At 67.4% G+C, this 26,492-nt stretch carries 27 protein-coding genes and 1 pseudogene; 16 read left to right on the top strand and 12 right to left on the bottom strand.

Going from position 1 to position 26,492, the window contains the following annotated elements:
• Positions 1-58 precede the first annotated feature (58 nt).
• The 8 genes from gpmI to F9K34_RS01610 all read left to right on the top strand — a co-directional run bounded on the left by gpmI (position 59) and on the right by F9K34_RS01610 (position 6,895).
• Positions 59-1,579 carry a 2,3-bisphosphoglycerate-independent phosphoglycerate mutase gene (gene gpmI / locus F9K34_RS01645; protein WP_291334789.1) on the top strand — a complete coding sequence of 507 codons (1,521 nt, stop codon included), beginning with the start codon at positions 59-61 and terminating at the stop codon, positions 1,577-1,579.
• Entirely contained in the window at positions 1,579-2,712 is a 1,134-nt protein-coding gene (locus F9K34_RS01640; RefSeq protein WP_291334787.1) for a murein hydrolase activator EnvC family protein, read from the top strand. The genes gpmI and F9K34_RS01640 overlap by 1 nt, the downstream gene beginning before the upstream one ends.
• 3 nt (positions 2,713-2,715) lie before the next feature.
• Positions 2,716-4,059: a S41 family peptidase gene (locus F9K34_RS01635; RefSeq protein WP_291334785.1), complete on the top strand. Its 1,344-nt coding sequence runs from the start codon at positions 2,716-2,718 to the stop codon at positions 4,057-4,059.
• Positions 4,056-4,541: an RNA pyrophosphohydrolase gene (locus F9K34_RS01630; RefSeq protein WP_291334783.1), complete on the top strand. Its 486-nt coding sequence runs from the start codon at positions 4,056-4,058 to the stop codon at positions 4,539-4,541. The genes F9K34_RS01635 and F9K34_RS01630 overlap by 4 nt, the downstream gene beginning before the upstream one ends.
• Positions 4,542-4,613: 72 nt before the next feature.
• Positions 4,614-5,507: an SPFH domain-containing protein gene (locus F9K34_RS01625; protein ID WP_291334782.1), complete on the top strand. Its 894-nt coding sequence runs from the start codon at positions 4,614-4,616 to the stop codon at positions 5,505-5,507.
• A complete protein-coding gene (locus tag F9K34_RS01620; protein ID WP_291334832.1) occupies positions 5,507-5,779 on the top strand; it encodes an NfeD family protein in 273 nt (90 codons plus the stop codon). The genes F9K34_RS01625 and F9K34_RS01620 overlap by 1 nt, the downstream gene beginning before the upstream one ends.
• Positions 5,769-6,194, top strand: a complete 426-nt coding sequence (locus F9K34_RS01615) for an NUDIX hydrolase (protein WP_291334781.1) — start codon at positions 5,769-5,771, stop codon at positions 6,192-6,194. Before F9K34_RS01620 ends, F9K34_RS01615 begins: the two co-directional genes overlap by 11 nt.
• Before the next feature lie 68 nt (positions 6,195-6,262).
• Positions 6,263-6,895, top strand: coding sequence for a glutathione S-transferase family protein (locus tag F9K34_RS01610; RefSeq protein WP_291334780.1), 633 nt, complete (start codon positions 6,263-6,265; stop codon positions 6,893-6,895).
• 5 nt (positions 6,896-6,900) lie between these two features.
• On the opposite strand, the gene gyrB is transcribed toward F9K34_RS01610, so the two are convergent.
• The 9 genes from gyrB to mutM form a co-directional block, all read right to left on the bottom strand.
• The gene (gene gyrB, locus F9K34_RS01605) at positions 6,901-9,339 is read right to left on the bottom strand and encodes a DNA topoisomerase (ATP-hydrolyzing) subunit B (protein WP_291334779.1); all 2,439 of its coding nucleotides are present in this window, start codon (positions 9,337-9,339) and stop codon (positions 6,901-6,903) included.
• Between the two features lie 91 nt (positions 9,340-9,430).
• The gene (locus tag F9K34_RS01600) at positions 9,431-10,051 is read right to left on the bottom strand and encodes a LysE family translocator (RefSeq protein ID WP_291334777.1); all 621 of its coding nucleotides are present in this window, start codon (positions 10,049-10,051) and stop codon (positions 9,431-9,433) included.
• Positions 10,048-10,470 carry a VOC family protein gene (locus tag F9K34_RS01595; protein WP_291334775.1) on the bottom strand — a complete coding sequence of 141 codons (423 nt, stop codon included), beginning with the start codon at positions 10,468-10,470 and terminating at the stop codon, positions 10,048-10,050. The genes F9K34_RS01600 and F9K34_RS01595 overlap by 4 nt, the downstream gene beginning before the upstream one ends.
• Complete coding sequence (gene recF / locus F9K34_RS01590; protein ID WP_291334773.1) at positions 10,467-11,582, bottom strand: DNA replication/repair protein RecF; 1,116 nt, start codon at positions 11,580-11,582, stop codon at positions 10,467-10,469. The genes F9K34_RS01595 and recF overlap by 4 nt, the downstream gene beginning before the upstream one ends.
• A 63-nt stretch (positions 11,583-11,645) precedes the next feature.
• Entirely contained in the window at positions 11,646-12,764 is a 1,119-nt protein-coding gene (gene dnaN / locus F9K34_RS01585) for a DNA polymerase III subunit beta (RefSeq protein WP_291334771.1), read from the bottom strand.
• A 114-nt stretch (positions 12,765-12,878) separates the two neighbouring features.
• Positions 12,879-14,237 carry a chromosomal replication initiator protein DnaA gene (dnaA, locus tag F9K34_RS01580; protein WP_291334768.1) on the bottom strand — a complete coding sequence of 453 codons (1,359 nt, stop codon included), beginning with the start codon at positions 14,235-14,237 and terminating at the stop codon, positions 12,879-12,881.
• A gap of 527 nt (positions 14,238-14,764) precedes the next feature.
• Entirely contained in the window at positions 14,765-15,031 is a 267-nt protein-coding gene (gene rpsT, locus F9K34_RS01575) for a 30S ribosomal protein S20 (RefSeq protein WP_291334766.1), read from the bottom strand.
• Positions 15,032-15,127: 96 nt separating this feature from the next.
• Positions 15,128-15,904 carry an enoyl-CoA hydratase gene (locus F9K34_RS01570; RefSeq protein WP_291334764.1) on the bottom strand — a complete coding sequence of 259 codons (777 nt, stop codon included), beginning with the start codon at positions 15,902-15,904 and terminating at the stop codon, positions 15,128-15,130.
• A 60-nt stretch (positions 15,905-15,964) separates the two neighbouring features.
• On the bottom strand, positions 15,965-16,816 hold the full coding sequence (gene mutM / locus F9K34_RS01565; RefSeq protein WP_291334762.1) for a bifunctional DNA-formamidopyrimidine glycosylase/DNA-(apurinic or apyrimidinic site) lyase: 852 nt from the start codon (positions 16,814-16,816) through the stop codon (positions 15,965-15,967).
• Between the two features lie 92 nt (positions 16,817-16,908).
• Here mutM and ubiE point away from each other — a divergent pair, with 92 nt between their 5' ends.
• Together ubiE and ubiB are read left to right on the top strand one after the other, a co-directional pair.
• Positions 16,909-17,661: a bifunctional demethylmenaquinone methyltransferase/2-methoxy-6-polyprenyl-1,4-benzoquinol methylase UbiE gene (gene ubiE, locus F9K34_RS01560; protein ID WP_291334760.1), complete on the top strand. Its 753-nt coding sequence runs from the start codon at positions 16,909-16,911 to the stop codon at positions 17,659-17,661.
• A gap of 2 nt (positions 17,662-17,663) precedes the next feature.
• A complete protein-coding gene (ubiB, locus tag F9K34_RS01555; protein WP_291334758.1) occupies positions 17,664-19,193 on the top strand; it encodes a 2-polyprenylphenol 6-hydroxylase in 1,530 nt (509 codons plus the stop codon).
• Between the two features lie 13 nt (positions 19,194-19,206).
• Here the strand turns inward: ubiB and F9K34_RS01550 are convergent, their stop codons facing one another.
• Together F9K34_RS01550 and F9K34_RS01545 are read right to left on the bottom strand one after the other, a co-directional pair.
• Positions 19,207-19,872 (bottom strand): flagellar hook capping FlgD N-terminal domain-containing protein, encoded by a 666-nt coding sequence (locus F9K34_RS01550; RefSeq protein ID WP_291334756.1) that lies wholly within the window; start codon positions 19,870-19,872, stop codon positions 19,207-19,209.
• A gap of 12 nt (positions 19,873-19,884) precedes the next feature.
• Complete coding sequence (locus tag F9K34_RS01545) at positions 19,885-21,282, bottom strand: flagellar hook-length control protein FliK (RefSeq protein WP_291334755.1); 1,398 nt, start codon at positions 21,280-21,282, stop codon at positions 19,885-19,887.
• 413 nt (positions 21,283-21,695) lie between these two features.
• Here F9K34_RS01545 and F9K34_RS01540 point away from each other — a divergent pair, with 413 nt between their 5' ends.
• The 6 genes from F9K34_RS01540 (at position 21,696) to F9K34_RS01515 (ending at position 25,445) form a co-directional block, all read left to right on the top strand.
• Positions 21,696-22,001, top strand: a complete 306-nt coding sequence (locus F9K34_RS01540) for a rod-binding protein (protein WP_291334753.1) — start codon at positions 21,696-21,698, stop codon at positions 21,999-22,001.
• Positions 21,991-22,338 (top strand): hypothetical protein, encoded by a 348-nt coding sequence (locus F9K34_RS01535; RefSeq protein WP_291334751.1) that lies wholly within the window; start codon positions 21,991-21,993, stop codon positions 22,336-22,338. Before F9K34_RS01540 ends, F9K34_RS01535 begins: the two co-directional genes overlap by 11 nt.
• Before the next feature lie 207 nt (positions 22,339-22,545).
• The gene (locus F9K34_RS01530; RefSeq protein ID WP_291334749.1) at positions 22,546-23,760 is read left to right on the top strand and encodes a flagellin; all 1,215 of its coding nucleotides are present in this window, start codon (positions 22,546-22,548) and stop codon (positions 23,758-23,760) included.
• Positions 23,761-23,845: 85 nt separating this feature from the next.
• Positions 23,846-24,220, top strand: a complete 375-nt coding sequence (gene flaF / locus F9K34_RS01525) for a flagellar biosynthesis regulator FlaF (RefSeq protein ID WP_291334747.1) — start codon at positions 23,846-23,848, stop codon at positions 24,218-24,220.
• Positions 24,217-24,621, top strand: a complete 405-nt coding sequence (gene flbT, locus F9K34_RS01520; RefSeq protein ID WP_291334745.1) for a flagellar biosynthesis repressor FlbT — start codon at positions 24,217-24,219, stop codon at positions 24,619-24,621. The genes flaF and flbT overlap by 4 nt, the downstream gene beginning before the upstream one ends.
• Positions 24,618-25,445, top strand: coding sequence for a DUF1217 domain-containing protein (locus F9K34_RS01515; RefSeq protein WP_291334743.1), 828 nt, complete (start codon positions 24,618-24,620; stop codon positions 25,443-25,445). Before flbT ends, F9K34_RS01515 begins: the two co-directional genes overlap by 4 nt.
• Positions 25,446-25,513: 68 nt before the next feature.
• Here the strand turns inward: F9K34_RS01515 and F9K34_RS01510 are convergent.
• A pseudogene (locus F9K34_RS01510) lies at positions 25,514-26,443 on the bottom strand (FliI/YscN family ATPase); the annotation flags it as partial.
• Positions 26,444-26,492 lie beyond the last annotated feature (49 nt).

Genomic DNA, 26,492 nt, shown 5'->3' with positions numbered 1-26,492 from the left:
CCCTTTCCCTGACCGCCCCGACGCTTTAGATCGGGGGCGCAACCGGAGATCGCCCGCCATGCCAACCCCCAAACCCGTTGTCCTGTGCATCCTCGACGGCTGGGGGCTGAACCCCGCGACGCGGGGCAATGCCGTGGCGCTGGCCGACACGCCGGTCTTCGACCGGATCATTGCCGCCTGCCCGCATGCGCAACTGGTCACCCACGGGCCCGATGTCGGCCTGCCCACCGGCCAGATGGGCAATTCCGAGGTTGGCCACACCAACATCGGCGCCGGCCGCGTGGTGGCGATGGACCTCGGCCAGATCGACCTCGCGATCGAGGACCGGAGCTTCTTTTCCAACGCGGCGATCACCGCCTTCGTCCAGTCGCTGAAGGCCAGCGGCGGCACGGCGCATCTGATGGGCGTGATCTCCGACGGCGGGGTGCACGGGCATATCGACCATGTCGTCGCCGCCTGCGAGATGGTGACGGCGGCAGGAGTGCCCGTGGCGCTGCATGCCGTGACGGATGGCCGCGACGTAGCGCCGAAATCGGCCGATGGCTTTGTCGCCGACCTGACGCGGCGCCTGCCCGCAGGCGCTTTCCTGGCCACCGTGACGGGGCGCTACTTCGCCATGGACCGCGACAACCGCTGGGAGCGGGTCTCGCGCGCCTATGAGGCGATGGTGAAGGGCAAGGGGCTCTCCTCCGCCTCCCCCGCGACCGCGGTGGCCGAAGCCTATGCCCGTGGCGAGACGGACGAGTTCATCCCGCCGACGGTGATCGGCGGCTACGGCGGCGCGAAGGACGGCGACGGCTTCTTCTGCCTCAACTTCCGCGCCGACCGCGCGCGCGAGATCCTGCTGGCCGTCGGCGAGGACGACTTCGCAGGGTTTGACCGTGGCACGCGGCCGCACTGGGCGGCGCTTCTGGGAATGGTGGACTATTCCAGGACCCACGACGCCTTCATGGCCGCCGCCTACCCAAAGCGCCCGGTCGTCAATACACTCGGCGCCTGGGTCGCGGCGCACGGTTTGCGGCAGTTCCGCCTGGCCGAGACCGAGAAGTATCCGCATGTCACCTTCTTCCTGAACGGCGGCAAGGAAGCGCCCGAGGCAGGCGAGGACCGGTACATGGCGCCCTCGCCCAAGGTCGCCACCTATGACCTGAAGCCTGAGATGTCGGCGCCGGAGGTCACGGACCATCTCGTCGCGGCGATCGGTGGGGGCTACGACCTCATCGTCGTGAACTATGCCAACCCCGACATGGTGGGTCATACCGGCGTGCTTTCCGCCGCCATCGCCGCGGTGGAGGAGGTGGACAGGGGTCTCGGCCGCGCCGTCGCTGCGCTGGAAAAGGCCCGTGGCGCGATGATCGTCACTGCCGACCACGGCAACTGCGAGGTGATGATCGACCCGGCGACGGGTGGGCCCCACACCGCGCACACCACGAACCCGGTCCCGGTGATCCTGGTCGGCGGGCCGGCGGGGGCGCGGCTGAGGGATGGCCGGCTCGCGGACCTCGCGCCCACGCTCCTCGACCTCATGGGGCTGCCGCTTCCGCCCGAGATGACGGGCCGGAGCCTCATCGAACGGTGATGCGCGCCGCGGCCTTCCTTCTCGCACTGGCGCTGGCGCTCGGCCAGCCGGCACACGCCGCGGACCCAGCGGCGCCCGAGGCGCAGGCGGCTGCGGCGGAACTGCGCGCGGCGGTGGAGGCGCTGAACGCCGCCGAGGGATCGCGCGAACGCGTGGCGGCACTGACCCGCACGATCCGTGCCTACGAACGCGGCTTCGGTGCCTTGCGCGACACGCTCCGGCGCGCCAAGGCGCGCGAGGCGGAGATCGAGGATTCCTTCGCCGCCCGGCGCGAGAGGATCGGAGCGCTTCTTGGCGCCATGGCGATGATGGAGCGCGAGTCCGAGCCGCTTCTTCTCCTTCATCCCGACGGGCCGATCGGGATGGCGCGATCCGGGATGATCCTCGCCTCCGTCACGCCGGCGCTACAGGCGGAGGCCGAGACCCTGCGCGCCGAGCTTGACGAGCTTCGCCGCGTTCGCGCGCTTCAGACCGAGGTCGCCGAGACACTCCAGCGAGGTCTCGATGCCGCGCAGGCCGCGCGGACGGCGCTTGCGCAGGCGATCCAGGATCGGACCGACCTGCCGCGCCGGTTTCTCGACGATCCCGAGGAACTGAAGGCGCTGGTGGCCAGCGCCGAGAGCCTCGACGCCTTCGCGGCCGGCCTCTCCCGGATGGAAACCGATATCGGCGCGCCGATGGGCGATTTCGCCGGAGCGAAGGGAACCCTGCCGCTGCCGGTGGAGGGAACCCTCCTGCGCCGCGCAGGCGAGGCGGACGCGGCCGGCATCCGGCGCCCGGGCCTGCTGATTGCGACCCGGCCCGGCGCTCTCGTTACCCTGCCCTGGCCCGCGACCGTGCGTTACCGGGGGCCGCTGCTCGACTACGGAAATGTGATGATCGCAGAGCCGGCATCGGGCTATCTTCTGGTGCTTGCCGGGCTCGGGTCCATTTTCGGCGATACCGGCGACGTGCTCGACGCCGGCGCGCCGGTCGGGCTCATGGGCGGCATCGCGTCCGAGGGTGCCACCCTTGCCGGGGGCGACAAAGATGGCGGTGGCGCGGAGCGGACGGAAACGCTTTATATAGAGCTGAGACAGGGCAAGGAGCCCGTGGACCCCGCCCCGTGGTTCACCGAGACAAGGGAAGACTGAGCGATGCGCAAATTTCTGATGGCTGCCCTGGGCGGCACGATCGCGGGCGTGGTGCTGACGACGCAGGTGGCCGGGCCTCTAGTCGCGCAGGAGACGCAGAAGCCGAATGTCTACGAACAGCTCGACCTCTTCGGCGACATCTTCGAACGCATCCGCTCGCAGTACGTCGAGGAGGTGGACGAGGGCAAGCTGATCGAGGCCGCGATCAACGGCATGTTGACATCGCTTGATCCGCATTCCAGCTACCTGCCCCCGGACGCCTTCGACGACATGCGCGTGCAGACCCGGGGCGAGTTCGGCGGCCTCGGGATCGAGGTGACGCAGGAGGAGGGCTTCATCAAGGTCGTCTCGCCGATGGACGGGACGCCGGCCGCCGAGGCCGGGATCAAGGCGGGCGACTTTATCACCCATGTCGATGGCGAAAGCGTCCTCGGACTCACGCTCGACGAGGCGGTGGACAAGATGCGCGGGCCGGTCGGATCCGAGATCGTCGTGACCGTGGTACGCGACGGGACGGAGGAGCCATTCGACGTCTCCATCGTCCGCGACACGATCAAGCTCACCGCTGCACGTGGCCGGGTCGAAGGGCACACGGTGGTCCTCCGCGTCACCACCTTCAACGACCAGACCTACGACAATATGTCGGATGCGCTGAAGAAATCGGTCGAGGAAGCTGGGGGCATGGACAAGGTCAACGGCTTCGTGCTCGATCTCAGGAACAATCCCGGCGGGCTACTGACGCAGGCCATCCAGGTCTCGGACGCCTTCCTCGACAAGGGGGAGATCGTCTCGACCCGTGGCCGCAATCCCCAGGACAGCGAACGCTTCAACGCCGAGCCGGGAGACCTGACCGAGGGCAAGCCCATTGTCGTGCTGATCAACGGCGGCTCCGCCTCGGCGTCCGAGATCGTCACCGGCGCGCTCCAGGACCATCGCCGTGCCATCGTCGTCGGCACCAAGTCCTTCGGAAAGGGCTCGGTCCAGACCGTTATCCCGCTCAGAGGCGAAGGCGCGATGCGGCTGACGACGGCGCGCTACTACACGCCCTCGGGCCGCTCGATCCAGGCGCTAGGCATCGCGCCGGACATCGTGGTGGAACAGCCGGAGCCGAAGCCGGCCGCCGAGGCGGGAACGGAAGACGAAGCTTCGGCCGCGACCCGCTCCCGCTCGGAGGCGGACCTGCGTGGGGCCATCACCAACGACACGATGAGCGACGACGAAAAACGCGTATGGGAGGAAGAGCAGAGCCGGGCCGAGGCTGCCGCCAAGCTGCGCGAGGACGACTATCAGCTCGCCTATGCGATCGATATCCTCAAGGGCCTTTCGGCCATAGCTGCCGCGGAATGACGCCGGAGGAGGCCGCCCGCCTGCCGTACCGGCCTTGCGTCGGCGTCGTCCTGATCAACCGCGCCGGCCTTGTCTTCGCCGGCCGGCGCACGGACGGCCCGGCGTCCGCCTGGCAGATGCCGCAGGGCGGGATCGATGAGGGCGAAAAGCCACGCAAGGCCGCGCTGCGCGAGTTGCGCGAGGAAACCGGCGTCAAGGCCGGTCTCGTGGAGTTCGTGGCGAAATCGCCCGAGTGGGTCACCTACGATCTACCGGAGGAGCTTGTCGGCAAAATCTGGGGCGGCAGGTACCGTGGCCAGCGTCAGCGCTGGTTCCTCTTCCGCTTTCTAGGCAGCGACACCGACATCGATATCGAGAGTGATCATCCCGAGTTCTCGGAATGGCGCTGGGTTAAGGCCGACGAGATGCTGGCCGCCATCGTGCCTTTCAAGCGTGAGGTCTACCGGGCGGTGATCGAGGCGTTCCGGCCGCATCTCGCCTGAGCTTGTCGCGCCGGGTCTTTCCACTGGCCGCGGGCGCGGGCATAGTCCACGTCAGTGACAGTGGAGGACGGCATGGACGGCAGCGGGCTCATCGGAGAGTTGATCGGCGGCAATGGTGCGGTGCTCGCGCTTGCGCTCTTCATTCTGCTCTGCGTCTGGCTGGGCGTCAGAATCGTGCCGCAATCGGAAAAGCATGTGGTGGAGCGCTTTGGAAGGCTCCGCGCCGTCCTCGGGCCTGGGATCAATTTCATCGTGCCCTTCCTCGATCGCGTGGCGCACAAGATTTCGGTGCTGGAACGTCAGCTGCCAAACGCGCTGCAGGATGCGATCACCGCCGACAACGTGCTGGTGAAGGTGGAGACAAGCGTCTTCTACCGGATCACCGAGCCGGAAAAGACCGTCTACCGAATCCGTGACGTGGACGCGGCGATCGCGACGACGGTCGCCGGCATCGTGCGCAGCGAGATCGGCAAGATGGAACTCGACCAGGTGCAGTCGAACCGCTCCGACCTCATCGCCAAGGTGCGCGAGCAGGTCGCGGCCATGGTCGACGACTGGGGGATCGAGGTGACGCGGGCCGAAATCCTCGACGTGAACCTCGACGAGGCGACGCGGGCGGCGATGCTTCAGCAGCTCAACGCCGAGCGGGCCCGCCGCGCGCAGGTGACCGAGGCCGAGGGCAAGAAGCGCGCCGTCGAACTCTCCGCCGATGCGGAGCTCTACGCGGCCGAACAGCAGGCCAAGGCCAAGCGGATCACGGCCGAGGCAGAGGCCTTTGCCACGGCGGTCATTGCCGAGGCAATCAAGGAGAACGGGCTGGAGGCGGCACAGTATCAGGTGGCGCTGAAACAGGTGGAGGCATTGACGGTCGTGGGGCAGGGCGCAGGCAAGCAGACGGTGATCGTCCCGGCGAGTGCCCTCGAAGCCTTCGGCGATGCCTTCCGCATGCTGAAGGGGCGGTCATGATGCTTTGGCAGCTCTGGTGGGTCTGGATGATCGCGGGTGCCGTGCTCGCAATTCTGGAGATCCTCGTTTCGGGCTTCATCCTCCTCGGCTTCGCCATCGGCGCTGCGCTGACCGGGCTCCTGCTCTGGCTGGGTGTGCTTGGTGGCTCGCTGGCCACCCTGATCCTTGTCTTCGCGGTTGGCTCGCTCCTCGCCTGGCTTGCGCTGCGCCGCGTTGTGGGTGTTCGCCACGGGCAGGTGAAGGTCTGGGACCGCGACATCAATGAAGGCTGACGCGGTCGTCGGCGCGAAGATCGCGCTGGTGGCGGCGGGACGAGTCCTCACCCACTTGCGCGACGACATCCCCGTGATCGCCTTTCCGGGGCACTGGGACTTCCCCGGCGGTGGGCGCGAGGGTGGCGAGACGCCCGAGGTCTGCGCGCTTCGCGAACTTCACGAGGAATACGGGCTGGTCCTTCCGGCGACACGGCTCCTTTGGCGGCGGGACTACCCGTCGCAGCATGTCCCCGGCGGCATCGCGGCCTTCTTCGGCGGACGGATCACAGAGGCCGAGATCGCCGCCATCGTCTTCGGCGACGAAGGCCAGTGGTGGGAGATGATGGCGGTCGACGACTTCCTTTCCCACGACCGGGCCGTGCCCTACCTGCGCGACCGGCTTGGCGATTTCCTCGCCTCCGGCGTCGTCTGAAATCGCGGGCGAATCCCCGCGATTGTGCCTAGGCTGGAGGCATCCTGCGCGATCCCCGGAGGCTCCGCATGTTCACGCTCTACCAGATGCCCGGCTGGGGTTCGGCCATTGTCGAACTGCAGCTCGCTCACTACAACCTGCCCTGCGATCTTGTCGAGGCCGGCGAACTGTTCGAGGACGCGGAAGCCCGCGATCGACTTGCCGCGATCAACCCGCTGGCCCAGATCCCGACCCTGATCCTGCCCTCGGGCGAAGTGATGACGGAAAGCGCGGCGATCACGCTATATCTCGCCGACATCACCGGGCGGGACGATCTGGTGCCGGGCCCTTCCACACCCGAGCGCCCGGCCTTCCTGCGCTGGCTCGTCTTCATCGTGGCGAACATTTACCCGACCTTCACTTACGCGGACGTGCCGACGCGCTTCGTGGCCGACGGGGGCGCCGCCGCGGCATTCCGCGAGCGGGTGGACAGCTACGCCAAGGACCTGTGGCGGCAGGTCGCCGCGGCGGTGGAGGAGACCAGAGGCCCCTGGTTCCTCGGACCACGCTTCTCGGCGCTCGACCTCTATCTTGCCGTCATGACCCGCTGGCGCCCGCGCGAGGAGTGGTTCGCGGCCGAGGCTCCGGGGCTTCTGTCCATCGCCAGGGCGGCACGGGGCTTTCCCGGTGTTGCAGCCGCCTACGCCCGCAACTTCCCCTGAAGGGCTCAGAAGTCGAGGTTCTCGACGCTCAGCGCGTTCTGCTGGATGAACTCGCGCCGCGGCTCGACCACGTCGCCCATCAGCTTGGTGAAGATGTCATCGGCATCCGCCACATCCTCGACCTTCACCTGGTTGAGCACCCGCGCCGCCGGATCGAGCGTGGTCTCCCAGAGCTGTTCCGGGTTCATCTCGCCCAGGCCCTTGTAGCGCTGCAGCGTCAGGCCCTTCTCGCCCTCGGCGAGGATGGCCTTCAGGAGCTCGATCGGCCCGTGGATGACCTGTTCCCGATCCTTCCGCACCAGCCGCGCGATCTCGCCGTAGGCCTCCTGCAGCGCCCTTGTGTGGGTCGCGAGCCGCCGCGCCTCGCCGGAGCGCAGGATCGCCCCGTCGAGCGTGCGGACCTCCTCCACGCCCCTCAGCGAACGCGAGAACCGCATGCCCGCGTCCTGTGTCGGCCGGCCGTGCCAGCCCCGTTCATATTCCACCGCCACCGCGTCGAGCCGGCGGGCGACCTCGTCGGCCACGCCCTGCGCGTCGGCATCCACCCGGCCGGGCAGGAGCGCGCCGGCGATCGTGGCCTGTTCCAGGATGTGCGTCGGGTAGTGCGTCGGGAAGGCCAGAAGGCTCTTGCGGACCACCCGCGCCTCCTCGACCACGCGGCGCAGGTCCGCGCCGGTGATCTCCTCGCCGGAGCCGAGGCGCAGCACGGCGCCCTCGATGCCCTGCTCGACCAGGTAATCCTCCAGCGCCGCCTGGTCCTTGAGATAGACCTCGGACTTGCCGCGGGTGACCTTATAGAGGGGCGGTTCGGCGATGAAGAGATGACCCGCCTCGATCAGGTCCGGCATCTGCCGGAAGAAGAAGGTCAGCAGAAGCGTGCGGATATGCGCGCCGTCGACGTCGGCGTCGGTCATGATGATGACCTTGTGGTAGCGCAGCTTGCCAAGGTTGAACTCGTCGCGCCCGATCCCGGTGCCGAGCGCGGTGATGAGCGTTCCGATCTGATCGGACGACAGCATCCGGTCGAAGCGCGCGCGCTCGACGTTCAGGATCTTGCCGCGCAAGGGCAGCACCGCCTGGTTCCTCCGCTCCCTTCCCTGCTTGGCCGACCCGCCGGCCGAGTCGCCCTCGACAAGGAACAGTTCCGAAAGCGCGGGGTCCTTTTCCTGGCAATCGGCCAGCTTGCCGGGCAGCGAGGCAACGTCCATCGCGGTCTTGCGCCGCGTCAGTTCCCGCGCCTTGCGCGCCGCTTCCCGCGCCAGCGCCGCCTCGACAATCTTGCCGACGATGACCTTGGCCTCGGCGGGATGCTCCTCGAACCATTCGGAAAGCTTCTCGTTCACCAGGTTCTCGACCGCCGGCCGCACCTCGGAGGAGACGAGCTTGTCCTTGGTCTGGGACGAGAACTTCGGGTCCGGCACCTTCACCGAAAGGACGCAGGTCAGCCCCTCGCGCGCGTCGTCGCCGGTGAAGTCGATCTTCTCCTTCTTGGCGATGCCCGAATCCTGCGCGTATTTCGTCAACGTCCGGGTCAGCGCGCCGCGAAATCCCGCGAGGTGGGTGCCGCCGTCGCGCTGCGGGATGTTGTTGGTGAAGGGCAGCACCGTCTCGTGATAGCTGTCGTTCCACCACATCGCCACTTCGACGCCGATGCCCCCGCGCTCGCCGGTGATGAAGATCGGTTCGGGCATGACCGGTGTCTTGTGACGGTCGAGGTATTTCACGAACTCGCGCACGCCGCCTTCGTAGAAGAGCTCCGACCGGAGGAGCTCCGCGCCGCGATTGTCCTCCAGGATGATCTTCACGCCGGAGTTCAGGAAGGCGAGCTCCCGCAGCCGCGTTTCCAGCGTCTTGAAGCTGTATTCGAGGTTGGAGAACGTGCCCTCGGGATGGTTCGTCTTCGCCGCGGCGAGGAAGCGCACCTCGGTCCCCTTTTCGCCCGGGGCAGCGTCGCCAACGACGCGCAGCGGCTCGACCGTCTCGCCCTTCTCGAAGCGCGCGAAATGCTCCTTGCCGCCCCGCCAGATGCGAAGCTCCAGCCAGTCGGACAGAGCGTTCACGACCGAGACGCCGACCCCGTGCAGGCCGCCGGAGACCTTGTAGCTGTTCTGGTCGAACTTCCCGCCGGCATGGAGCTGGGTCATGATGACCTCGGCCGCCGAAACGCCCTCGGTCGGGTGCATGTCGGTCGGGATGCCGCGGCCGTTGTCGCGCACCGAGACCGAGTTGTCGGCGTGGATGCGCACGCGCACGAAGTTGGCGTGACCGGCCAGCGCTTCGTCGATGCCGTTGTCCACGACCTCGTAGACCATGTGATGCAGGCCCGAGCCGTCGTCCGTATCGCCGATGTACATGCCCGGCCGCTTGCGAACGGCTTCCAACCCCTTGAGAACCTTTATGGATTCGGCGCCGTATTCGGCTGCCGCCCGTGCTTCCTCGGTCATGCCCGCCCGTCCTTGTTCTTGCCCGCATCTTATAGGCGTTCAGGCGGCGAATGTCACGAGGATGCCACAAGATTTGGTGGCGCGAGGCGGATCATGTGAAGGGGATCACCAGGCCCACCAGAACCAGCAGGAGACCCGAGCCGAGGTTCAGCCGATGGAGCGCGCCGGGGCTGCTGAGCACCCTGCGCGCGCGGTCGAAGAATACCGCCAGCGCGAGGTTCCCTGCCATCGGCACCAGCGCCGAAATCGTGAGAATCGCCGCGATATCGGGGGCGGTAACGCGCGAGAGATCGAAGAACCCCGGCAGGAAACCCATGTAGAAGAGGATCGCCTTGGGATTGCCGATCACCGCCGCCACCCCGACGGAGAAGCCGGCCCAGAGCCCGGGTTTCACAAGCCGGCCGTTTGCGCCGGGCGGCGACGGCGGGCGCCGGATCAGGAGGATACCCATGACGATGAAGACTGCTGCCGCCAGCCAGCGCAGGACGCTGAGTGCGTCGCCATAGAGCGACAGGACCCAGGCGAGGCCCAGGATCGCGCAGAAGGGCCAGATCAGGTCGCCGAGCGCCACGCCCACGGCCAGCGGCCAGGCTGCGGCCATCCCGCCCGACAGCGCCCGTGCGGTCAGCGCCACCCAGACCGGGCCGGGCACCGCCCACAGACCCGCCATGCCGAGCGCATAGAGGAGAAGCTGATGGCTGGTGACGGTCATGGCAAGGTCAGGCTGCCATCGTCGGCGAGGGGCCAGAAGGGATTCATCGCCACGTCCCAGACATGGCCGTCCGGGTCGGCGTAATAGCCCGAATACCCGCCCCAGAAGACCTTCTCCGGTCGTTTCAGCGCCGTAGCCCCAGCGGCGAGCGCCGCCTCGAAGGCGGTGTCCACCTCGGCTTCGGTGCGGAAGTTCTGGGCGAGCGTCATGGCCCCGGTCCCGAGCGCGGCGCCCGGCCGGTCGTGGTCGGTGCCAAGGTCGTGCTTGCCGAAAAGCGCAAGAACGGCGCCCTGCATCTGGTAGAAAACCACGCCCTCCTGCGCCTCGGCAGGAACCCAGCCGAGTGCCCCGTAGAAGGCGCGCGACCGGGACAGGTCGGCGACGCCAAGCGTGATCAAGGTGACGCGCTGGGGGGTCATGGAATGTTCCTTTCCGTCACGATCGACAGCCCGTTTTCCTCCATCGCCTCAAATCCTTGAGCGCGGGTTCCGAGCGTATCGAAGAGCTCCGCTCCGGTACCGGTCAGAAAGGCCTGGGCGCGGAGCGCGCAGATCTCATCATAAAGCGCCTCGCGCCGCCCGGCGTCGAGATGCGCCCCGACCTCGTCGAGAAGAAGGATCGGCGGCGCGCCGAAATCCTCCGCGAGCGCGCGGGCATTGGCAAGGATGAGCGAGAGGAGCAGCGCCTTCTGTTCCCCGGTGGAGGCCTGAGCGGCGGGCACAGCCTTGGCGGCGTAGGTTGCGGCGAGGTCGGCCCGGTGCGGGCCGGCAAGCGTCCGTCCCGCCGCCATGTCACGGCCCCGTCCTGCGGCAAGTGCCTCGGACAGTTCCTCAGCGTCCAGGGGAACCTCCGCGCCGTCCGGCCCGACGATGGCGAGGTCCGCCGCCGGGAAGGAGGTGCGCGCATCCCGGCTTGCCGCCGCGACCCTGGCGACCGCCGCAGCCCGGTTTGCCTGGATTGCCGCGCCTGCCTCGGCCATCTGCGCCTCCAGCGCATCGTACCAGCGGGCGTCGCGCACCTCGTCCTTCAAGAGCCGGTTACGCTCCCGCATGGCCTTCTCGTAGGTCAGGGCGGCCTCGGCCTGACCCGGTTCGAACGAGAGCGTCATCCGGTCGAGAAACCGCCGCCGCCCGTCCGCCCCCTCGATCCAGAGCCGGTCCATTGCCGGAACGAGCCAGAGCATCCTCAGGATGCGCCCCAGCGCCGCCTGCGGCGCGGGCTTGCCGTCGATCAGGACGCTGCGTGCCACGCCGGGTTCAGCGAAGGTCTCGACCTCGTGTGTCTGGCGAAGGCTCTCGACCACGGCCTTCAGCTTCCAGCCGACGCCCTCGGGGCGCCGTCCCAGATCCTCGGGCGCAGCGCGACGAAGGCCGCGGCCGGGCGAGAGGAGGGAGATCGCCTCCAGCACATTGGTCTTGCCGGCCCCGTTCGGCCCCCAGAGCGCCACCGGGCGGCCGTCAAAGCCGAGTCCGGTCCGCCGGTGCGAGCGGAAGTGCGACAGCACAAGCGATGTGACGACGAGCCGCGGCAAGTCAGGCCCTGCCTTTCATTGTGGCTCAAGTGCTCCCGCCAGAGGCCCCGGCCGCTGGCCCGATCAGACCCGCATCGGCATCACGACATAGACGGCCGAGGTGTCGTTGCCCTCGCGCATCAGCGTCGGATCGCCCGCCGAATTGAACAGGAACACCGCGTTCTCACGGTCCACCTGGCTGGCGATCTCCAGCAGGTACTTGGCGTTGAAGCCGATATCGAGCCGCTCGTCGCCATAGGCCACCGCCAGTTCCTCCTCCGCCGCGCCGGCGTCGGGGGCGTTGACCGAAAGCACCAGCCGATCGTCGTCGAGCGACAGCTTGACCGCGCGCGAGCGTTCGGACGAGACCGTGGCGACCCGGTCCACCGCCTTCGCGAACTCGGCGGCGTCGACCTCCAGGCGTCGGGTATTCCCCGTCGGGATGACGCGGCTGTAGTCCGGGAAGGTGCCGTCGATGACCTTCGACGTCAGCGTGATCGCCGGCGTGGCGAAACGGACTTTCGTTTCCGAGACCGAGACCGCGATCTGCGAATCGTCGTCGTCGAGAAGCTTCCTGAGCTCTCCCACTGTCTTTCGGGGCACGATCACGCCCGGCATGTTCTCGGCACCCGCGGGCAGGGACGCGTCGATCCGTGCCAGTCGGTGCCCGTCCGTCGCGACGCAGCGCAGGACCTTGCCGCCTTCGCCCTCGGCTACGTGCATGTAGACACCGTTCAGGTAATAGCGCGTCTCTTCCGTCGAGATCGCGAACTTCGACTTGTCGAAGAGCCGCCTCAGCACGGGTGCCGGGGCGGAAAAGTTCGAGGTGTATTCCGACGACGCCATGATCGGGAAGTCTTCCTTCGGCAGCGTGGCAAGCGAGAACATCGACCGGCCCGCCTGCACCGTCAGACGCCCGGCCGCGCTGTCGTCGGCAAGTTGGACGAGCGCGCCGTCCGGCAGCTTGCGGACGATCTCATGGAGCATAACCGCCGAGACGGTCGTGGCCCCGGCGCGTTCGACCTGGGCCGGGGCCTTGTCCACCACCTCGATGTCGAGGTCGGTGGCGCGGAAGCTCACCGTGTTCCCCTCGGCCTCGATCAGCACGTTGGCGAGGATCGGGATCGTGTTGCGGCGTTCGACCACCGACTGGGCCTGGCCGACCGCCTTGAGAAGCGTCGCCCGCTCGATGCTGATCTTCATATTCATCCCCCTGAGATGCCGGGAGGCGAAAGTTAGCGACTTTCGCCTCGGGCTCAAGATTTTTCGGGAATTTCCATTGGAATGGAGGGGGGGTCAAGGGCGCTTCTCGCGCCCTCACCCTTCCAGAGAGCGACGCAGGAGGTCGAGATCGTCCGACAACTGGCCGTCCGTCGCCTTGAGTTCCTCGATCTTGCGGATGCCGTGCATGATCGTGGTGTGGTCGCGCCCGCCGAACCGCCGCCCGATCTCGGGCAGGGAGCGTGTCGTCAGGGTCTTGGCCAGGTACATCGCAACCTGCCGCGGACGGGCCACGGTGCGCTGGCGCTTCGGACCGACCATGTCGGACAGCCGGATGTTGTAGTGCTCCGCGACCTTGCGCTGAATCTCTTCGATCGAGACCTTGCGGTCGGAGGCGCGCAGGACGTCCGACAGGCAGTCCTGCGTGAGGTCGAGCGTTATGTCGCGCCCGACGAGCGAGGCGAAGGCGAAGAGGCGCGTCAGCGCGCCGTCGAGAACCCGCACGTTCGTCGTGATCCGATGGGCGAGGAACTCCAAGACGCCGGGCAGGAGTTTCACCCCCGGGTAGTGGCCGCGTTGCATCTCGGCTTTCTGCTGCAGGATGCCGAGGCGAAGCTCGTAGTCCGTCGGGTGCAGGTCGACGACGAGCCCGCACTGCAGGCGGCTCTTGATCCGTTCCTCCAGCCCCTTGATTTCCCCGGGCGAGCGATCGGCCGAAATGACGATCTGACGGTTCTGATCGACGAGCGCGTTGAAGGTGTGAAAAAACTCCTCCTGCGTCGAATCCTTGCCGGCGATGAACTGAAGATCATCGACCATGAGGACATCGACGCCGCGAAACAGTTCCTTGAAGGCGATGATCTCGCGCTCTCTCAGGGCCTGGATGAAGCGGTACATGAACTGCTCGGCCGACAGGTAGATTACCTTCTTCTCGGGGAAGCGTGCGCGCAGTTCTTGGGTTATCGCATGCATCAGGTGTGTCTTGCCGAGACCAACGCCCCCGTAGAGGAAGAGCGGATTGAAGCTGACCGGCGCACCTTCGGCCACGCGGCGGGCCGCGGCATGGGCCAGCGCGTTCGGCTTGCCAACAACGAAGGTGTCGAAGGTGAAGCGCGGGTCGAGCGGCGCCCCGGGCAGCGTGTCCTGCGCGGGCGCGGCAGAAACCGCCCTCGGCGCCGACCTGCGGGCCGACGGGGCCGCCTGCACGGGCCGGGCTTCGGAGACGTGGAACTCCACGCGCTCGACCTCCAGTCCGGAATTGTTCAGGTGCTGGCGGATCTGTTCGGCGTAGTTGCGCGATACCCAGTCGCGCATGAATTTCGTCGGCGCCAGGAAACGGGCGATGCCATCGTCAAACTCGGCGAGCGTCAGCGGCTCGATCCAGGTCGTGAAGTTGTTCTGCCCGATCGTCTTGAGAAGTTCATGTCGCACCCGCCCCCAGGAGTCTTGGATCATTTCTGTGCTCGCGTCTTCGGTTCACTGTCCCGCACTGCAGCCGTGCCGGTCCGTCTCTTCCCGCGAAGCCGTCGTTCGCACCTCCGGCGCAAGCAGCATCAAATCCCAGCCGCAGCCGGTTCGTGCCGCTTCCCGCCGGAAGCGTTGGTTCCTTTGGACATGGCAGCGGCCGACTGACCGGCCCCGCGTTCCAGGCGCGTGGCTTGCAGCCGCCGCCAGAACAACCCATGCGCTGGAATTCCCCAACACACGTTCAAGCCAACGCAGGGTGCAGCTCCTGCGCGGGCCCGGTGGTTACCGCATGTCCCCCCAAGACGACGTGAATCGCAGGGAGACGCTACCAAGGTGGCGGAAGCGGGGGCAACAGAACTTCACGCTTGACTCCCTCTTTGTCGCACCGAATCCGGGTGCCTGTGCAAACGGGGCACAGGGGAGCAATTTTGCCGGGTGGAGTCGGGCGGCAGGCCACATCGAAAAAGGGCGCTGCCTGTGGCGCGCCCTTCGTCAGTCTCCGGTTTGTTCCGGGATCAGGCGGTGATCGCCTTCACGCGCGACGTCAGCCGCGACATCTTCCGGGCCAGAGTATTCTTGTGGAGGATGCCCTTGGTCACGCCACGGGCAAGCTCGGGCTGCGCCGCCTTCAGCGCGGCGGTCGCGGTTTCCTGGTTGCCCGACGCAATCGCCTCTTCGACCTTGCGCAGGAAGGTGCGGATCCGCGAGCGGCGGGCCTTGTTCACGTCCTGACGACGAACGCTCTGGCGCGCGCGCTTCTTGGACTGGGGCGTATTGGCCATGTAACGTCTTCCGGTTTTCGGTTCGGGTAAATCTGAAGCCGCGCTTCTATGCGCGACTCGGGCGCAAGTCAACAGCGGGGGCGGAGATTTTTCTGCCTATCTGTCGCGGAACTGCGGCGTGCGCTTTTGCAGGAAGGCACTCATGCCCTCCTTCTGGTCTTCGGTGGCGAAGAGCCCGTGGAAGAGCCGCCGCTCGAAGAGGATGCCCTCCGTCAGGGTCGTCTCGTAGCTGCGGTTCACCGCCTCTTTCGCCGCGACCGTCGCGAGCGCCGATTTCTCGGCGATCTTGCGGGCGACGGCCATCGCCTCGGGCAGCAGCTTGACCGCGGGCACGACGCGGCTGACGAGGCCCGCGCGTTCCGCCTCGGCCGCGTCCATGAAGCGCCCGGTCAGGTGCATGTCCATCGCCTTCGCCTTGCCCACGAAGCGGGTGAGCCGCTGGGTGCCGCCGATCCCGGCGATGACGCCGAGGTTGATTTCGGGTTGGCCGAACTTGGCCGTATCGGCGGCAATGATGAAGTCGCACATCATCGCAAGCTCGCAGCCGCCGCCAAGGGCATAGCCCGCGACCGCGGCGACAACGGGCTTGCGCGCTCGGCGGAAGCACTCGTTGATCGGGCCGAAGAGGTCATCCGTGAAGACATCGACGTATGTCTTCGTCGACATCTCCTTGATGTCGGCGCCCGCGGCGAAGGCCTTGTCCGAGCCGGTGATGACGAGGCACCGCACCTTGTCATTCGTGTCGGCCTCGGTGATCGCCTCGGCAAGCTCGCCGACAAGCTTGGAGTTCAGGGCGTTCAGCGCATCAGGACGGTTCAGGCGGATCAGGGCAACGTAGTCCTCGATCTCGACGATCAGCGTCTCGTAAGCCATGGCGAGGCCCTTTCTGCGGCTGCGAGGCCGAGTCCTACCAGCCCCCGCGAAGGGATCAAGTCATCTTTGACAGCGTGGACAGAAGAAGGTGGACCGGCCGGACTGGACGATTCGCGCGACCCGCCCGCCGCATCCTGGCGTCGGGCAGGGCTCGCCCTCGCGGTCGTAGACGCGGAACGCGTGCTGGAAATAGCCGAGTTCGCCGTCCGCCTGGCGGTAGTCGCGCAAGGACGATCCGCCCGCCTCGATCGCCTCGGCAAGCACGGTTCGGATCAGGGGGACGAGCGTGGCGACGCGGCTGGGCGCGATGCGGCCGGCCCTGCGGCGAGGGTCGATGCCGGCGCGGTGCAGCACCTCGCAGACATAGATGTTGCCGAGGCCGGCGACGAGCTTCTGGTCGAGAAGCGCCGCCTTGACCGGCGTCATCCGGCCGGAGAGCCGCCGGGCCAGGTAGGCTCCGTCGAAGGCATTGCCCAGCGGTTCGGGGCCGATGTCACGCAGGAGCCAGTGGTCCTCTGCCCGGTCGGTGGACATGAGGTCCATCGCCCCGAAGCGACGGGCGTCGTTGAAGGTCACGCGCGCACCGCCCTCCATGTCGAGGACGACATGGTCGTGCTTCGCCGGCGCCGGATGGTCGTGGTGGAAATCGCCGAGTATCGTGCCGGAAACCAGCATCCGGCCAGACATGCCGAGATGGACAAGAAGTGTCTCGCCGGTCGAGAGATCGGCGAGAATGTACTTCGACCGCCGGCGCAGGCCGACGACGCGAGCGCCCGTCAGCCGCTCGGCCATGCGATCGGGGAAGGGAAAGCGCAGGTCGCGCCTGCGCACCTCCACCCGTTCGATGATGCGACCCTCCATCGCCGGGAGAAGACCGCGACGGACGGTTTCGACTTCGGGCAGTTCGGGCATTCGTCGGGGTCCTTCTCGTGGCGCGAACGCCGCATTGTCTCTGCGGCCACAGCTTCTATAACAGGGCCGACAGCGAGCGGACGGCAAGGGCCATGAGCGAGAGCGATACCCCGACGACCCATTTCGGGTTCCAGGACGTGCCCGAGGGCGAGAAGGCCAGCATGGTCCATGGCGTCTTTTCCCGCGTCGCGAACCGCTACGACCTGATGAATGACCTGATGAGCGCAGGCATCCACCGGCTCTGGAAAGACGCGATGATGGACTGGCTCGCCCCGCGGCCGGGCCAGAAGCTGCTGGATGTGGCCGGCGGCACCGGCGACATCGCCTTCCGCTTTCTCAGGCGTGCGCCCGGGGCCACCGCTACCGTTCTCGACATGACCGAGCCGATGCTGGTCGAGGGCCAGAAGCGGGCCGAGGCAGAGCGCCTCGCAGACCGGCTTTCCTGGGTTGTCGGCGACGCGATGGCGCTGCCATTCCCGGACGACACGTTCGACGTCTACACCATCAGCTTCGGCATCCGGAACGTCACGCGGATTCCCGATGCGCTTGCCGAAGCGTACCGCGTCCTGAAGCCCGGCGGTCGGATCATGGTGCTGGAATTCAGCCGTTTGCCGGACCCCGGCCTGCAATGGCTCTATGACCGCTACTCCTTCAACGTGATCCCGGCGATGGGCAAGGTCGTGGCGAACGACCGCGAGAGCTACCAGTACCTGGTGGAGTCGATCCGCAAGTTTCCTGATCAGGAGTCCTTCGCGGGGATGATCCGGGCCGCCGGCTTCAGCCTTGTGAAGTACCGAAACCTGACGATGGGCGTCGCCGCGCTGCACTCCGGCTGGAAGCTCTGATCTTGCGCGGACCCCACAACATCTGGCGGCTGATCCGCACCGGGGCGACCTTCGAGCGGACGGGTGCCATGAAGCTCGCGCTCGAGGCGATGGAGGTGCCGCCGCGGCTCAGGGTGGTGGCGCGCGTACTCGGCTGGCCGTTCAAGTGGCTGGGCTATGCGGGTGACCCTGCACTGCCGCCGGTGACGCGGGCGCTGACGGCGCTCGGGCCCGCCTACATCAAGTTCGGCCAGGTGCTGTCGACCCGCCCCGACGTGGTGGGAGCGGAGCTTGCCGACCAGCTTCGGGTGCTGCAGGACAAGCTGCCGCCCTTCCCGACCACCGTCGCCGAGGCAACCGTCCGCGAAGAGCTCGGTCAGGGTGTCGAGGCACTCTTCACCGAGTTCTCGGAGCCGGTGGCGGCCGCGTCCATTGCGCAGGTCCACCGTGCCCGCGTCGCCGCGACGGGTGAGGAGGTCGCGGTCAAGGTCCTCCGCCCCGGGATCGAACGCGCCTTCCGCCGCGACATCGACGCCTTCCATTTCGCGGCCCGGATGATCGAGGCTTTGTCGCCCGCCTCTCGCCGGCTTCGGCCGAGCGATGTCATCGCCCATTTCGAAAGCGTCGTGATGGGCGAACTCGACCTCAGGCTTGAGGCGGCGTCGGCTTCGGAATTCGCGGCGAACACCGAAGCGGATGGCGGGTTTCAGGTGCCGAAGCCCTTCTGGAACCTCTCGTCGCGGCGGGTCATGACGCTCGGATGGGCCGAAGGCATCCCGATGGGCGAGGTGGCCGCGATCCGAGAGGCCGGGCACGACTGCGTTTCGCTGTCCGAGCGGGTCCTGCAACTGTTTCTCAGCCATGCGCTGCGCGACGGCTATTTCCATGCCGACATGCACCAGGGCAACCTGAAGGTGGCGCCGAATGGCGACATCATCGCCTATGACTTCGGCATCATGGGGCAGATCGACGAATATACCCGCCGCGTCTATGCCGAGATCCTGATCGGGTTCATCCGCAGGGACTACCGCCGCGTGGCCGAGGTGCATTTCGAGGCGGGCTACGTGCCGCGCGACCGCGACATCGACGATTTCGCCCGTTCGCTCAGGGCCGTGGGGGAGCCGATCTTCGGGATGGACGCAAGCCATATCTCGATGGCGCGGCTGCTGGCCTATCTCTTCGAGGTGACGGAACGGTTCGGGATGCAGACACGTACCGAACTCATCCTCCTGCAGCGGACGATGGTCGTCGTGGAGGGCGTGGCACGCTCGCTCGATCCTAACGTGAACATGTGGCAGGTCGCGCGCCCGGTGGTGGAGCGCTACATCCACGCGAACCTGGGTCCCCGCGCCTTGATCCGCGATCTGGTCCGCACCGCGCGCGTGCTCGGCCGGTTCGGTCCGCGCCTGCCGCAGATGGCGGAGGCCTTGCTGATCCGGCAGTCCGAAGCGCCGCCTCCGGCACCGCGACAGGACAGGGGCCATGCTGTCGCGCTGCTTCTGACCGGTGCGATAGTTGGCGCTGCGGCGGGGGCTGCCCTGGCACTGTTCTGAACGGCGGCCGGCGTCACTCCATGCCTGGGCTCCGGACGGCGCGGATATCGGCGGGCGCGACGGTTGCCCCGCCCTCGAGAACAAGCAGGGCGCCCTCCGCGCCGTTTCGAACCTCGCTGACCCGGCTGTACGCCTCGACGGCGGTGACCTGCGAAAGTTCTCCCGCCGCGTAGGTCTCGAGCCGGAAGGCATAGGTGCCCGAGGGCAACGGGGCGCCCGCCGCGTCGGTGCCGGCCCAGAGCGCCGGCTCATCCGTGATGGCGATCGGGTGGCGCGTGACCTCCTTCCCCGTGGCATCGAGGGCGACGAGGACGGCCTCTTCCGCGCCATCGGGCGGGTCCGGGTAGAGCGTGAGCGGCGTACCGTCGAACATCACGGGCGCGCTGACGCGCGCCTCCATGCCAACCCAGGCAGCCATCTGCGCCATGCCAGACATCCCAAGCTGCGCCGACAGGGATTCGAGCAGCGTGTTGGTCTTCACCTGCTGTTCGACACCCGAAAAGGTGGCGAGCTGGGCGGCATAGTCAGAGGACTGGATCGGATTAAGTGGATCCTGGTTCTGAATCTGGGTCGTGAGCATCACGAGGAAGGTCTCGAAATCGCTGTTGATCAGCGTCCCCTGCTGTGTCGTTGCCTGCGCGCGGGGCGCGCTCGTAGCGGTAGCCGAGGTGACGTCCATCGGCGGCTCCTTTCACAGTCTGAGGTCAAGTCCGCCGCCGGCGCCGGGCGGCGCGCGACGGTCAGGGGCGCGGGTCGTGTGGGCGACGCGGTTCTCCGGAAGGTTCTCCGGCATCTGATCGGCTCTCTCCTGCGCCTGACGGTTTCCCGCCGCTGTACCGTCCTGGCCGAAGCTGAAGTTCAGATTCGTGAAACCGAGGTCCCGGAAATCTTGCGCAAGCTGATCGATGTGCCGCCGCATCAGGTCGATGGTTTCCGGGCGGTCGGCCTGGATGGTAAGCGTCAGCGTCCCATCCTGCGTGGTGAGCGTCATGCGTACCCGCCCAAGCTCTTCCGGCGACAGCGTCAGTTCGACGGGCCGGTCAGCGAACGGCGCGAGGGCTTCGGCGAGACGTGGTCCGAAGCCGGGCGGAAGCGCCGATTGCGGAACCTGCTGCGGTCGATCGGTCAGGCGGTGCGCGGCGAGCGGTTCAGGACCAACGCCTTGATCCGAAGCGGGTGCGACCTCGTCGGGACGTCCGGGTCCCGGATCGAGTACGTCGGACCCGCGTGGGCCGGTCTTGGTAGCGCTGACGACCTGCACAGCTTGCCCCGGAGAGGCGGTATCAGATGCCCCGTCGCGAGAAGCGGACGGCGTTTCGGCCGAGTCCCCGGCGGAAAGCCCTCCTGTCGGCGCGACGATCGGAGCGCCGACGTGTTCGGACCCGCCCGATGAAGCGGGGTGCGGCGTCGGCGGCACGGCCTGGGCTGGTGCGGCGGCAAGCGGCCCTGTGCTGCCACGGTCGGTTGGCGGAGCCGCCTCAGACCCCCTTTGTGGCACAGGCGTCTGCCCGTCGATCCTTGCCGAACCTCGTGTCTCGCCGCTGCCGGGCGCTTGGGGGGCAGGATCCGGCTCCGGCCCGGGTCGACGGCCCGTTAGGACGACCGCCGACGTCATTGCGCCAGCGTGATCCGGCTGTGCGGCATTCGCTGGTGACAGTGCGAGGGGTGCCGCAATCATTGCAGGCATCTTTATCGCCGAGGCCCCGGCCTGCACGATCACTCCCACCACGACCGGCTGTCCGGGCGCGGAGCCCTTGACCGGAGATGGTGCGTCGCCGCCCGGATCGATGCCTGACATGCCGACCGGCACCTCCGCTGTCGGATTGACCGCCGCCGGCTGCCCGGAGGCCGGCGGCGTTTCCGCGGTGCCTTTCAAAGGCAGGGCAGCCACGGCCACGTGTCGCGCGGGCCCCGGTGTCTCCGGCCTGCTGTCTGGCCCCTGCCAGAAGGCAGGCGGCGCGGCAAGATCGGCCGGAACGCCCACCGTTGCCCTGCCGTCACTGATGATTTCGGTGACCAAGGTACTGCCGATGCGGGGAACGTCCGGCGGCGGGACCTTCAGCGGCCGGAGCCCGACGAACAGGGGCATGGGCGGCGGTTCGGGTAGCAGAGCGTCCGGGATGGCGGCCTCGCCCGACATGTCGGCGCTGTCGGGTGCATCCTCTTCTTGAGCGCGTGGCGGTTGTGCCGCGGGATCCCGAACGGCAGGAGCTTCGGTGGCTGCGGACGAGCCTGCCTGAGCGAGCGCCCCGGCCTCTGCAAGACCTCCGAGCACAGAGCGGAACGCGGAGTGGGCATCTGGACCGTCCGCGACGTCCTTGCCCCCCGGTGCAGCGCACTTCGCTTGCGGGGGGGTGATCCGGCCGGGATCGGTCAAGGGAATCGGTGTCATCGCGTCACGACTTCTGCCAGTGCGCCGCGGACTATCTCAGCGGTGGATTACCGATCCTTTACCGGGATCGCGTGATAGTGCGGCGAATGCGTGCAATTGGAGTTCTGTCGATGACCGATCTGACGCCTCCGGGCACACTGCTTTCCCATCCGGCCGGCCGCGGCCCCGGACTCGCCGCCGGCGACGACGCCCTGCGCGAGGCCGCGGTGGCGCTGGAGGCGCAGTTCCTCTCCGAGATGTTGAAATCCGCGGGATTGGGCGAGACGCCGGAATCCTTCGGCGGCGGTGCGGGCGAACAACAGTTCGCCTCGATGCTGCGCGACGAACAGGCGACCGCGATGGTCCGCCGGGGCGGGATCGGTCTTGCGGAGTCCATCTTCGAGGCGATGAAGCGGAGGGCCGGCGATGACGGCTGAATGCGGCGAAACGGTCGCGGAAATGCGGGCGCTGGTCGAGCGCGAGTCGGAGGCTCTCCGACGCGGCGCCTTCGCCGAGCTGGCAGCGCTCGGAGCGCGGAAGGCGGCGTTGATCGAGGCGCTGCCGCCGACGCTGGACTTGGCCGACCTGCACGGCCTGCGGGCTGCCTGCGAGGCCAACGGGCGGCTTCTGGAGGCGGCTCTCGGGGGCATAGCGGCCGCCCGCGCACGGATCGCGGCGATCCGGCAGGCGGGCACGCGACTTGACACCTACGACCGCGTGGGTCGCGTGCAACGCGTGAGTTTCGCCGCCAGGACGGTGGAGCGCAGGGCCTAACCAGGGGCAGGATCGCTAAAATCCCGTGCAACAGGCGGCCGCACTTAGCGAAGTCTTAGAGTCTCGACGCCAAGTTCGTCACTGCATCCGGAATCGGGTGGCGCGAGCCGGTGGCAGCCGGCCCGCATCGGTCAGAACGCCACGGGCGCCGTCCAGCAACGGCAAGCGAAACCCGGCGCAAAGCGCCGCTCTATGAAGGACCAATACATGTCGAGCATTCTGACGAACTCGAGCTCCATGGTGGCGCTCCAGACGCTGAAGGGCATCAACTCCAACCTGTCGAAGACCCAGGACGAGATCTCGACCGGCAAATCCGTGGCTTCGGCCAAGGACAACGCTGCGGTCTGGGCGATCTCGAAGGTGATGGAGGCGGATGTGAAGGGGTTCAAGGGGATTTCGGACAGCCTTGCGCTGGGCGAATCCACCGTCGCGGTGGCTCGCCAGGCGGCTGAGACGGTCACCGACCTTCTGACCGAAGTGAAGGGCAAGATCGTTGCCGCGCAGGAGGACAACGTCGACCGCGCCAAGATCCAGACCGACATCGACGCGCTTGTCGACCAGATCAACACCGTGGTCGGAGCGGCGCAGTTCAACGGCCTCAACCTCGTGGACGGGTCTCAGACGACGGTCGACGTTCTGGCCTCGCTCGACCGGCAGTCCAACGGGACGGTGACGACCTCGTCCATCTCGATCACCGCGCAGGACCTTTCGACCGGCGGCTATGCTGCGTCGAATGTCTTCAGCGCCTCCACGGCGGGCACGATCTCGACCGCCGGCGACACTTTCGTCACCACGCTCGACCAGGCCGGTGGCTCGGACGACCTGACCATCGCCAACGGCGGCACCTGGGCGGCGGGCGACAAGGTGTCGATCACCATCGGCGACAAGACCGCCTCCTACACGGTGACGTCGAACGACGTGCTCGCGGCCTCGTCGACCGACGACCTTGTCGCCGTGGGCCTGAAGAATGCGATCGATTCGCTCGGGATCGCGAACTTCTCGGTCGACTACGACAGCGCCAATCCCGGGCAACTGGTCTTCACCAACAACGGCACCGCGGATCTTTCGGTCACGGGTCAGTTCCGGAACGCCGGCTCGGGCGGGCTCGGCACGCTCTCCACGATCGACGTTTCGACCGCATCGGGCGCCGCGGCGGCCCTGACCGAGATCGAGACACTGATCCAGACCGGAATCGACGCCGCTGCCGAGTTCGGCTCGGCGGAGAAGCGGATCGACATCCAGAACACCTTCGTGGGCAAGCTTTCCGACGCTCTCCGCGCCGGCATCGGCTCGATGGTGGATGCCGACATGGAGGAGGCCTCGGCTCGGCTGCAGGCGTTGCAGGTTCAGCAGCAACTCGGCATCCAGTCGCTGTCGATCGCCAACCAGGCGCCGCAGAACGTCCTGTCGCTCTTCCGCTGAGGAGCGCTGCCGGGGCGCGCGAACGGCGCCCCGGTTCCGCCGGAAAACCCGTGATCCGACGAAACCGTCATCGGAAGGTATCCCAGTGAACGCTCACGTGATGGCCAGATCGGCCTATTCCGCCGCTGCCATTTCCACCCGCACGGGGCGCGGCGCCGAGTACGAAATCTTTGCCCGGGTTACCCGCCGCTTGCGCCAGGTCCAGTCCGGCGAGGGTGGGTTCGCGGCACTTGTGCGTGCGCTCCACGACAACCGCAGCCTCTGGACGACGCTTGCCGCCGATGTCGCGGTCGAGACGAATGAACTCTCGAAACCGCTCAGGGCACAGATCTTCTACCTCGCGCAATTCACCACCGAACACAGCCGCCGTGTGATCGCGGGCGACGCCACCGTCGACATCCTGATCGACATCAATACGGCCGTCATGCGCGGTCTCCGGGGCGAAGGGGAGGGCGCATGACCGGCCTTGTGCTGAAACTCGCCCCGCGCGAGCGGCTCCTGATCAACGGCGCGGTGATCGAGAATGGCGACAAGCGCTCGCGCCTTGCCATTCTCACGCCGAATGCCAACATCCTGAGGTTGCGAGACGCAATCCATCCCGAAGAAGTGAACACGCCGGTCCGTAGGGTCTGTTACATCGCTCAACTGGTGCTGTCCGGTGATGCCGACCCGCGGGAGGCGCGCCCCCAGATCATCCGCGGCATCGAACAGTTGAGCCAGGTCCTCACCGACCACGACAGCCGCTCGCAGCTGTCGCTCGCCACGCAAGCGGTGCTCGACGCGCAGTTCTACCTGGCGATGAAGTCGCTCCGGTCGCTCCTGCCGCGCGAGGCCCGGCTCCTGGCCGCGGCGGCGTCATGAGCTTCACGCCCGTCGTCCCGTTCGGCGGCTACGCCGGCTGGACCTTCCTCGCCCGCAGCCGCGAGGCACAGAAGGAGGCCTTCGTCGCTTCCGCCCGCCTGAAGCGGGATGAGGCGTACTTTCGTGAAAGGATCGGCAGCATCTCCACCGCCGAGGATCTCGTGTCCGACCGCCGGCTCCTCTCGGTGGCGCTCGGAGCCTTCGGATTGGAGGCGGACATCGACAACAGGCACTTCATCCGCAGGGTGCTCGAGGATGGCACGCTGACGCCCGATGCGCTCGGCCACAAGCTCGCCGACAAGCGCTACCTGGAGTTCTCGAAGGCATTTGGTTTCGGCGACTACGCCATGCCGCGGACGAAGCTCTCGGATTTCGCCGATGCGATTCTCGCAAGCTACGAGACACGCAGCTTCGAGGCCGCCGTCGGCGCGCAGGACGACAACATGCGACTGGCCATGAACGCCGAGAGGGAACTTGCCGGGATAGCCGGTCGCGCGATCAGTGACGATGCGAGGTGGTTACACGTGATGGGCTCGCCGCCTCTGCGCGAGGTCTTCCAGACCGCGCTCGGCCTGCCCTCGGCCTTCGCCAGGCTCGATCTCGACCAGCAACTCGGCGTGTTCCGCGAGCGGGCGGAACGTGTGCTCGGCGATGCCGAGATCAGCCAGTTCACTGATCCCGGCAAGATCGGGACGCTGGTGCGGGCCTTCCTCCTGCGGGCCGAAGTCGGCGCCGCGTCCAGCGTCTATTTGGCCCGGTCCGCTGCTCTCACGTTGCTGCAATCGGCAGGGCCGCGCGGAACGCTCCTGTCGCGGCTGGTCTGAACCGTGCTGGCTATGGGGTAGGACGCCAGGCCGGCTGCGGTTCATCGAGGCGGCGCAACTCTGATCCTTCACCCGGAGTGCTTCGGTTCCGCCCGGTCGAGGATCGCCCGGAGCCGGGCGAAGCTATCCGCCGTCCCCTCGGGGGCGTCGTCCGACAGGAAGGCGTCGAGCGCCGGCCATACACGGATCGCCGAATCGACAAGCGGGTCCGAACCGGCCGCGTAAAGACCGGCCTGAATCATCATCTCTGCCCGGTCGTACGCGCCGAGGAGCCGTCGCGCACGGGAGATGAGCGCATTCTCTGCGTCGGTCGCTGCCCGGGGAAGGGAGCGCGATACCGAGCGAAGCAGGTTGATCGCCGGGTAGCGCCCGCGCTCGGCGATCTCGCGCTCCATCACCACGTGCCCGTCAAGCACGCCGCGCAGGATGTCGGCAACGGGCTCGTCCATGTCCGACCCCGCGACGAGGACGGAGAAGATGGCGGTGATGTCGCCAGTCTCCTCCGTGCCCGGGCCCGTGCGCTCTGCCAGCGACATGATCAGATGGGACGTCGACGGCGGGAAGCCGCGGAGCGAGGCAGGCTCTCCGCCCGCCAGCGCCACCTCGCGGTGCGCCTCGGCAAAACGGGTGATCGAATCGGCAAGGAACAGCACCTGCCGGCCCGCATCGCGGAAGTGCTCGGCGACCGCCATCGCCGTCCAGGCGCAGCGTCGGCGGACAAGTGGCGACTGGTCTGACGTCGCCGCGACGATTACGCACTTTGCCATGCCCTCCGGCCCAAGCACGCCGTCGACGAACTCCCGAAGCTCCCGGCCGCGCTCGCCGATGAGCGCAATGACGATCACATCCGCCTCGACCCCGCGTGCGAACTTCGCCAGGAGCGAGGACTTCCCGACGCCCGAGCCGGCGAAGAGACCGATCCGCTGCCCGCGGACGAGCGGCAGAAGCGTGTTAAAAACGGCGAGACCGGTTTCCAGGCGCGGCCCCAGACGGCGCCGCCCGCCCCGAGGCAAGGAGTGACCGCGCCCAGCGCATGGCCTCTATGGC

The sequence above is a fragment of the Albidovulum sp. genome, from assembly GCF_008933605.1.
Taxonomy (GTDB): Bacteria; Pseudomonadota; Alphaproteobacteria; order Rhodobacterales; family Rhodobacteraceae; genus Albidovulum.
Note: the sequence above shows the minus strand (reverse complement) of the source record. Positions and strands in the feature narration are given on the sequence as shown.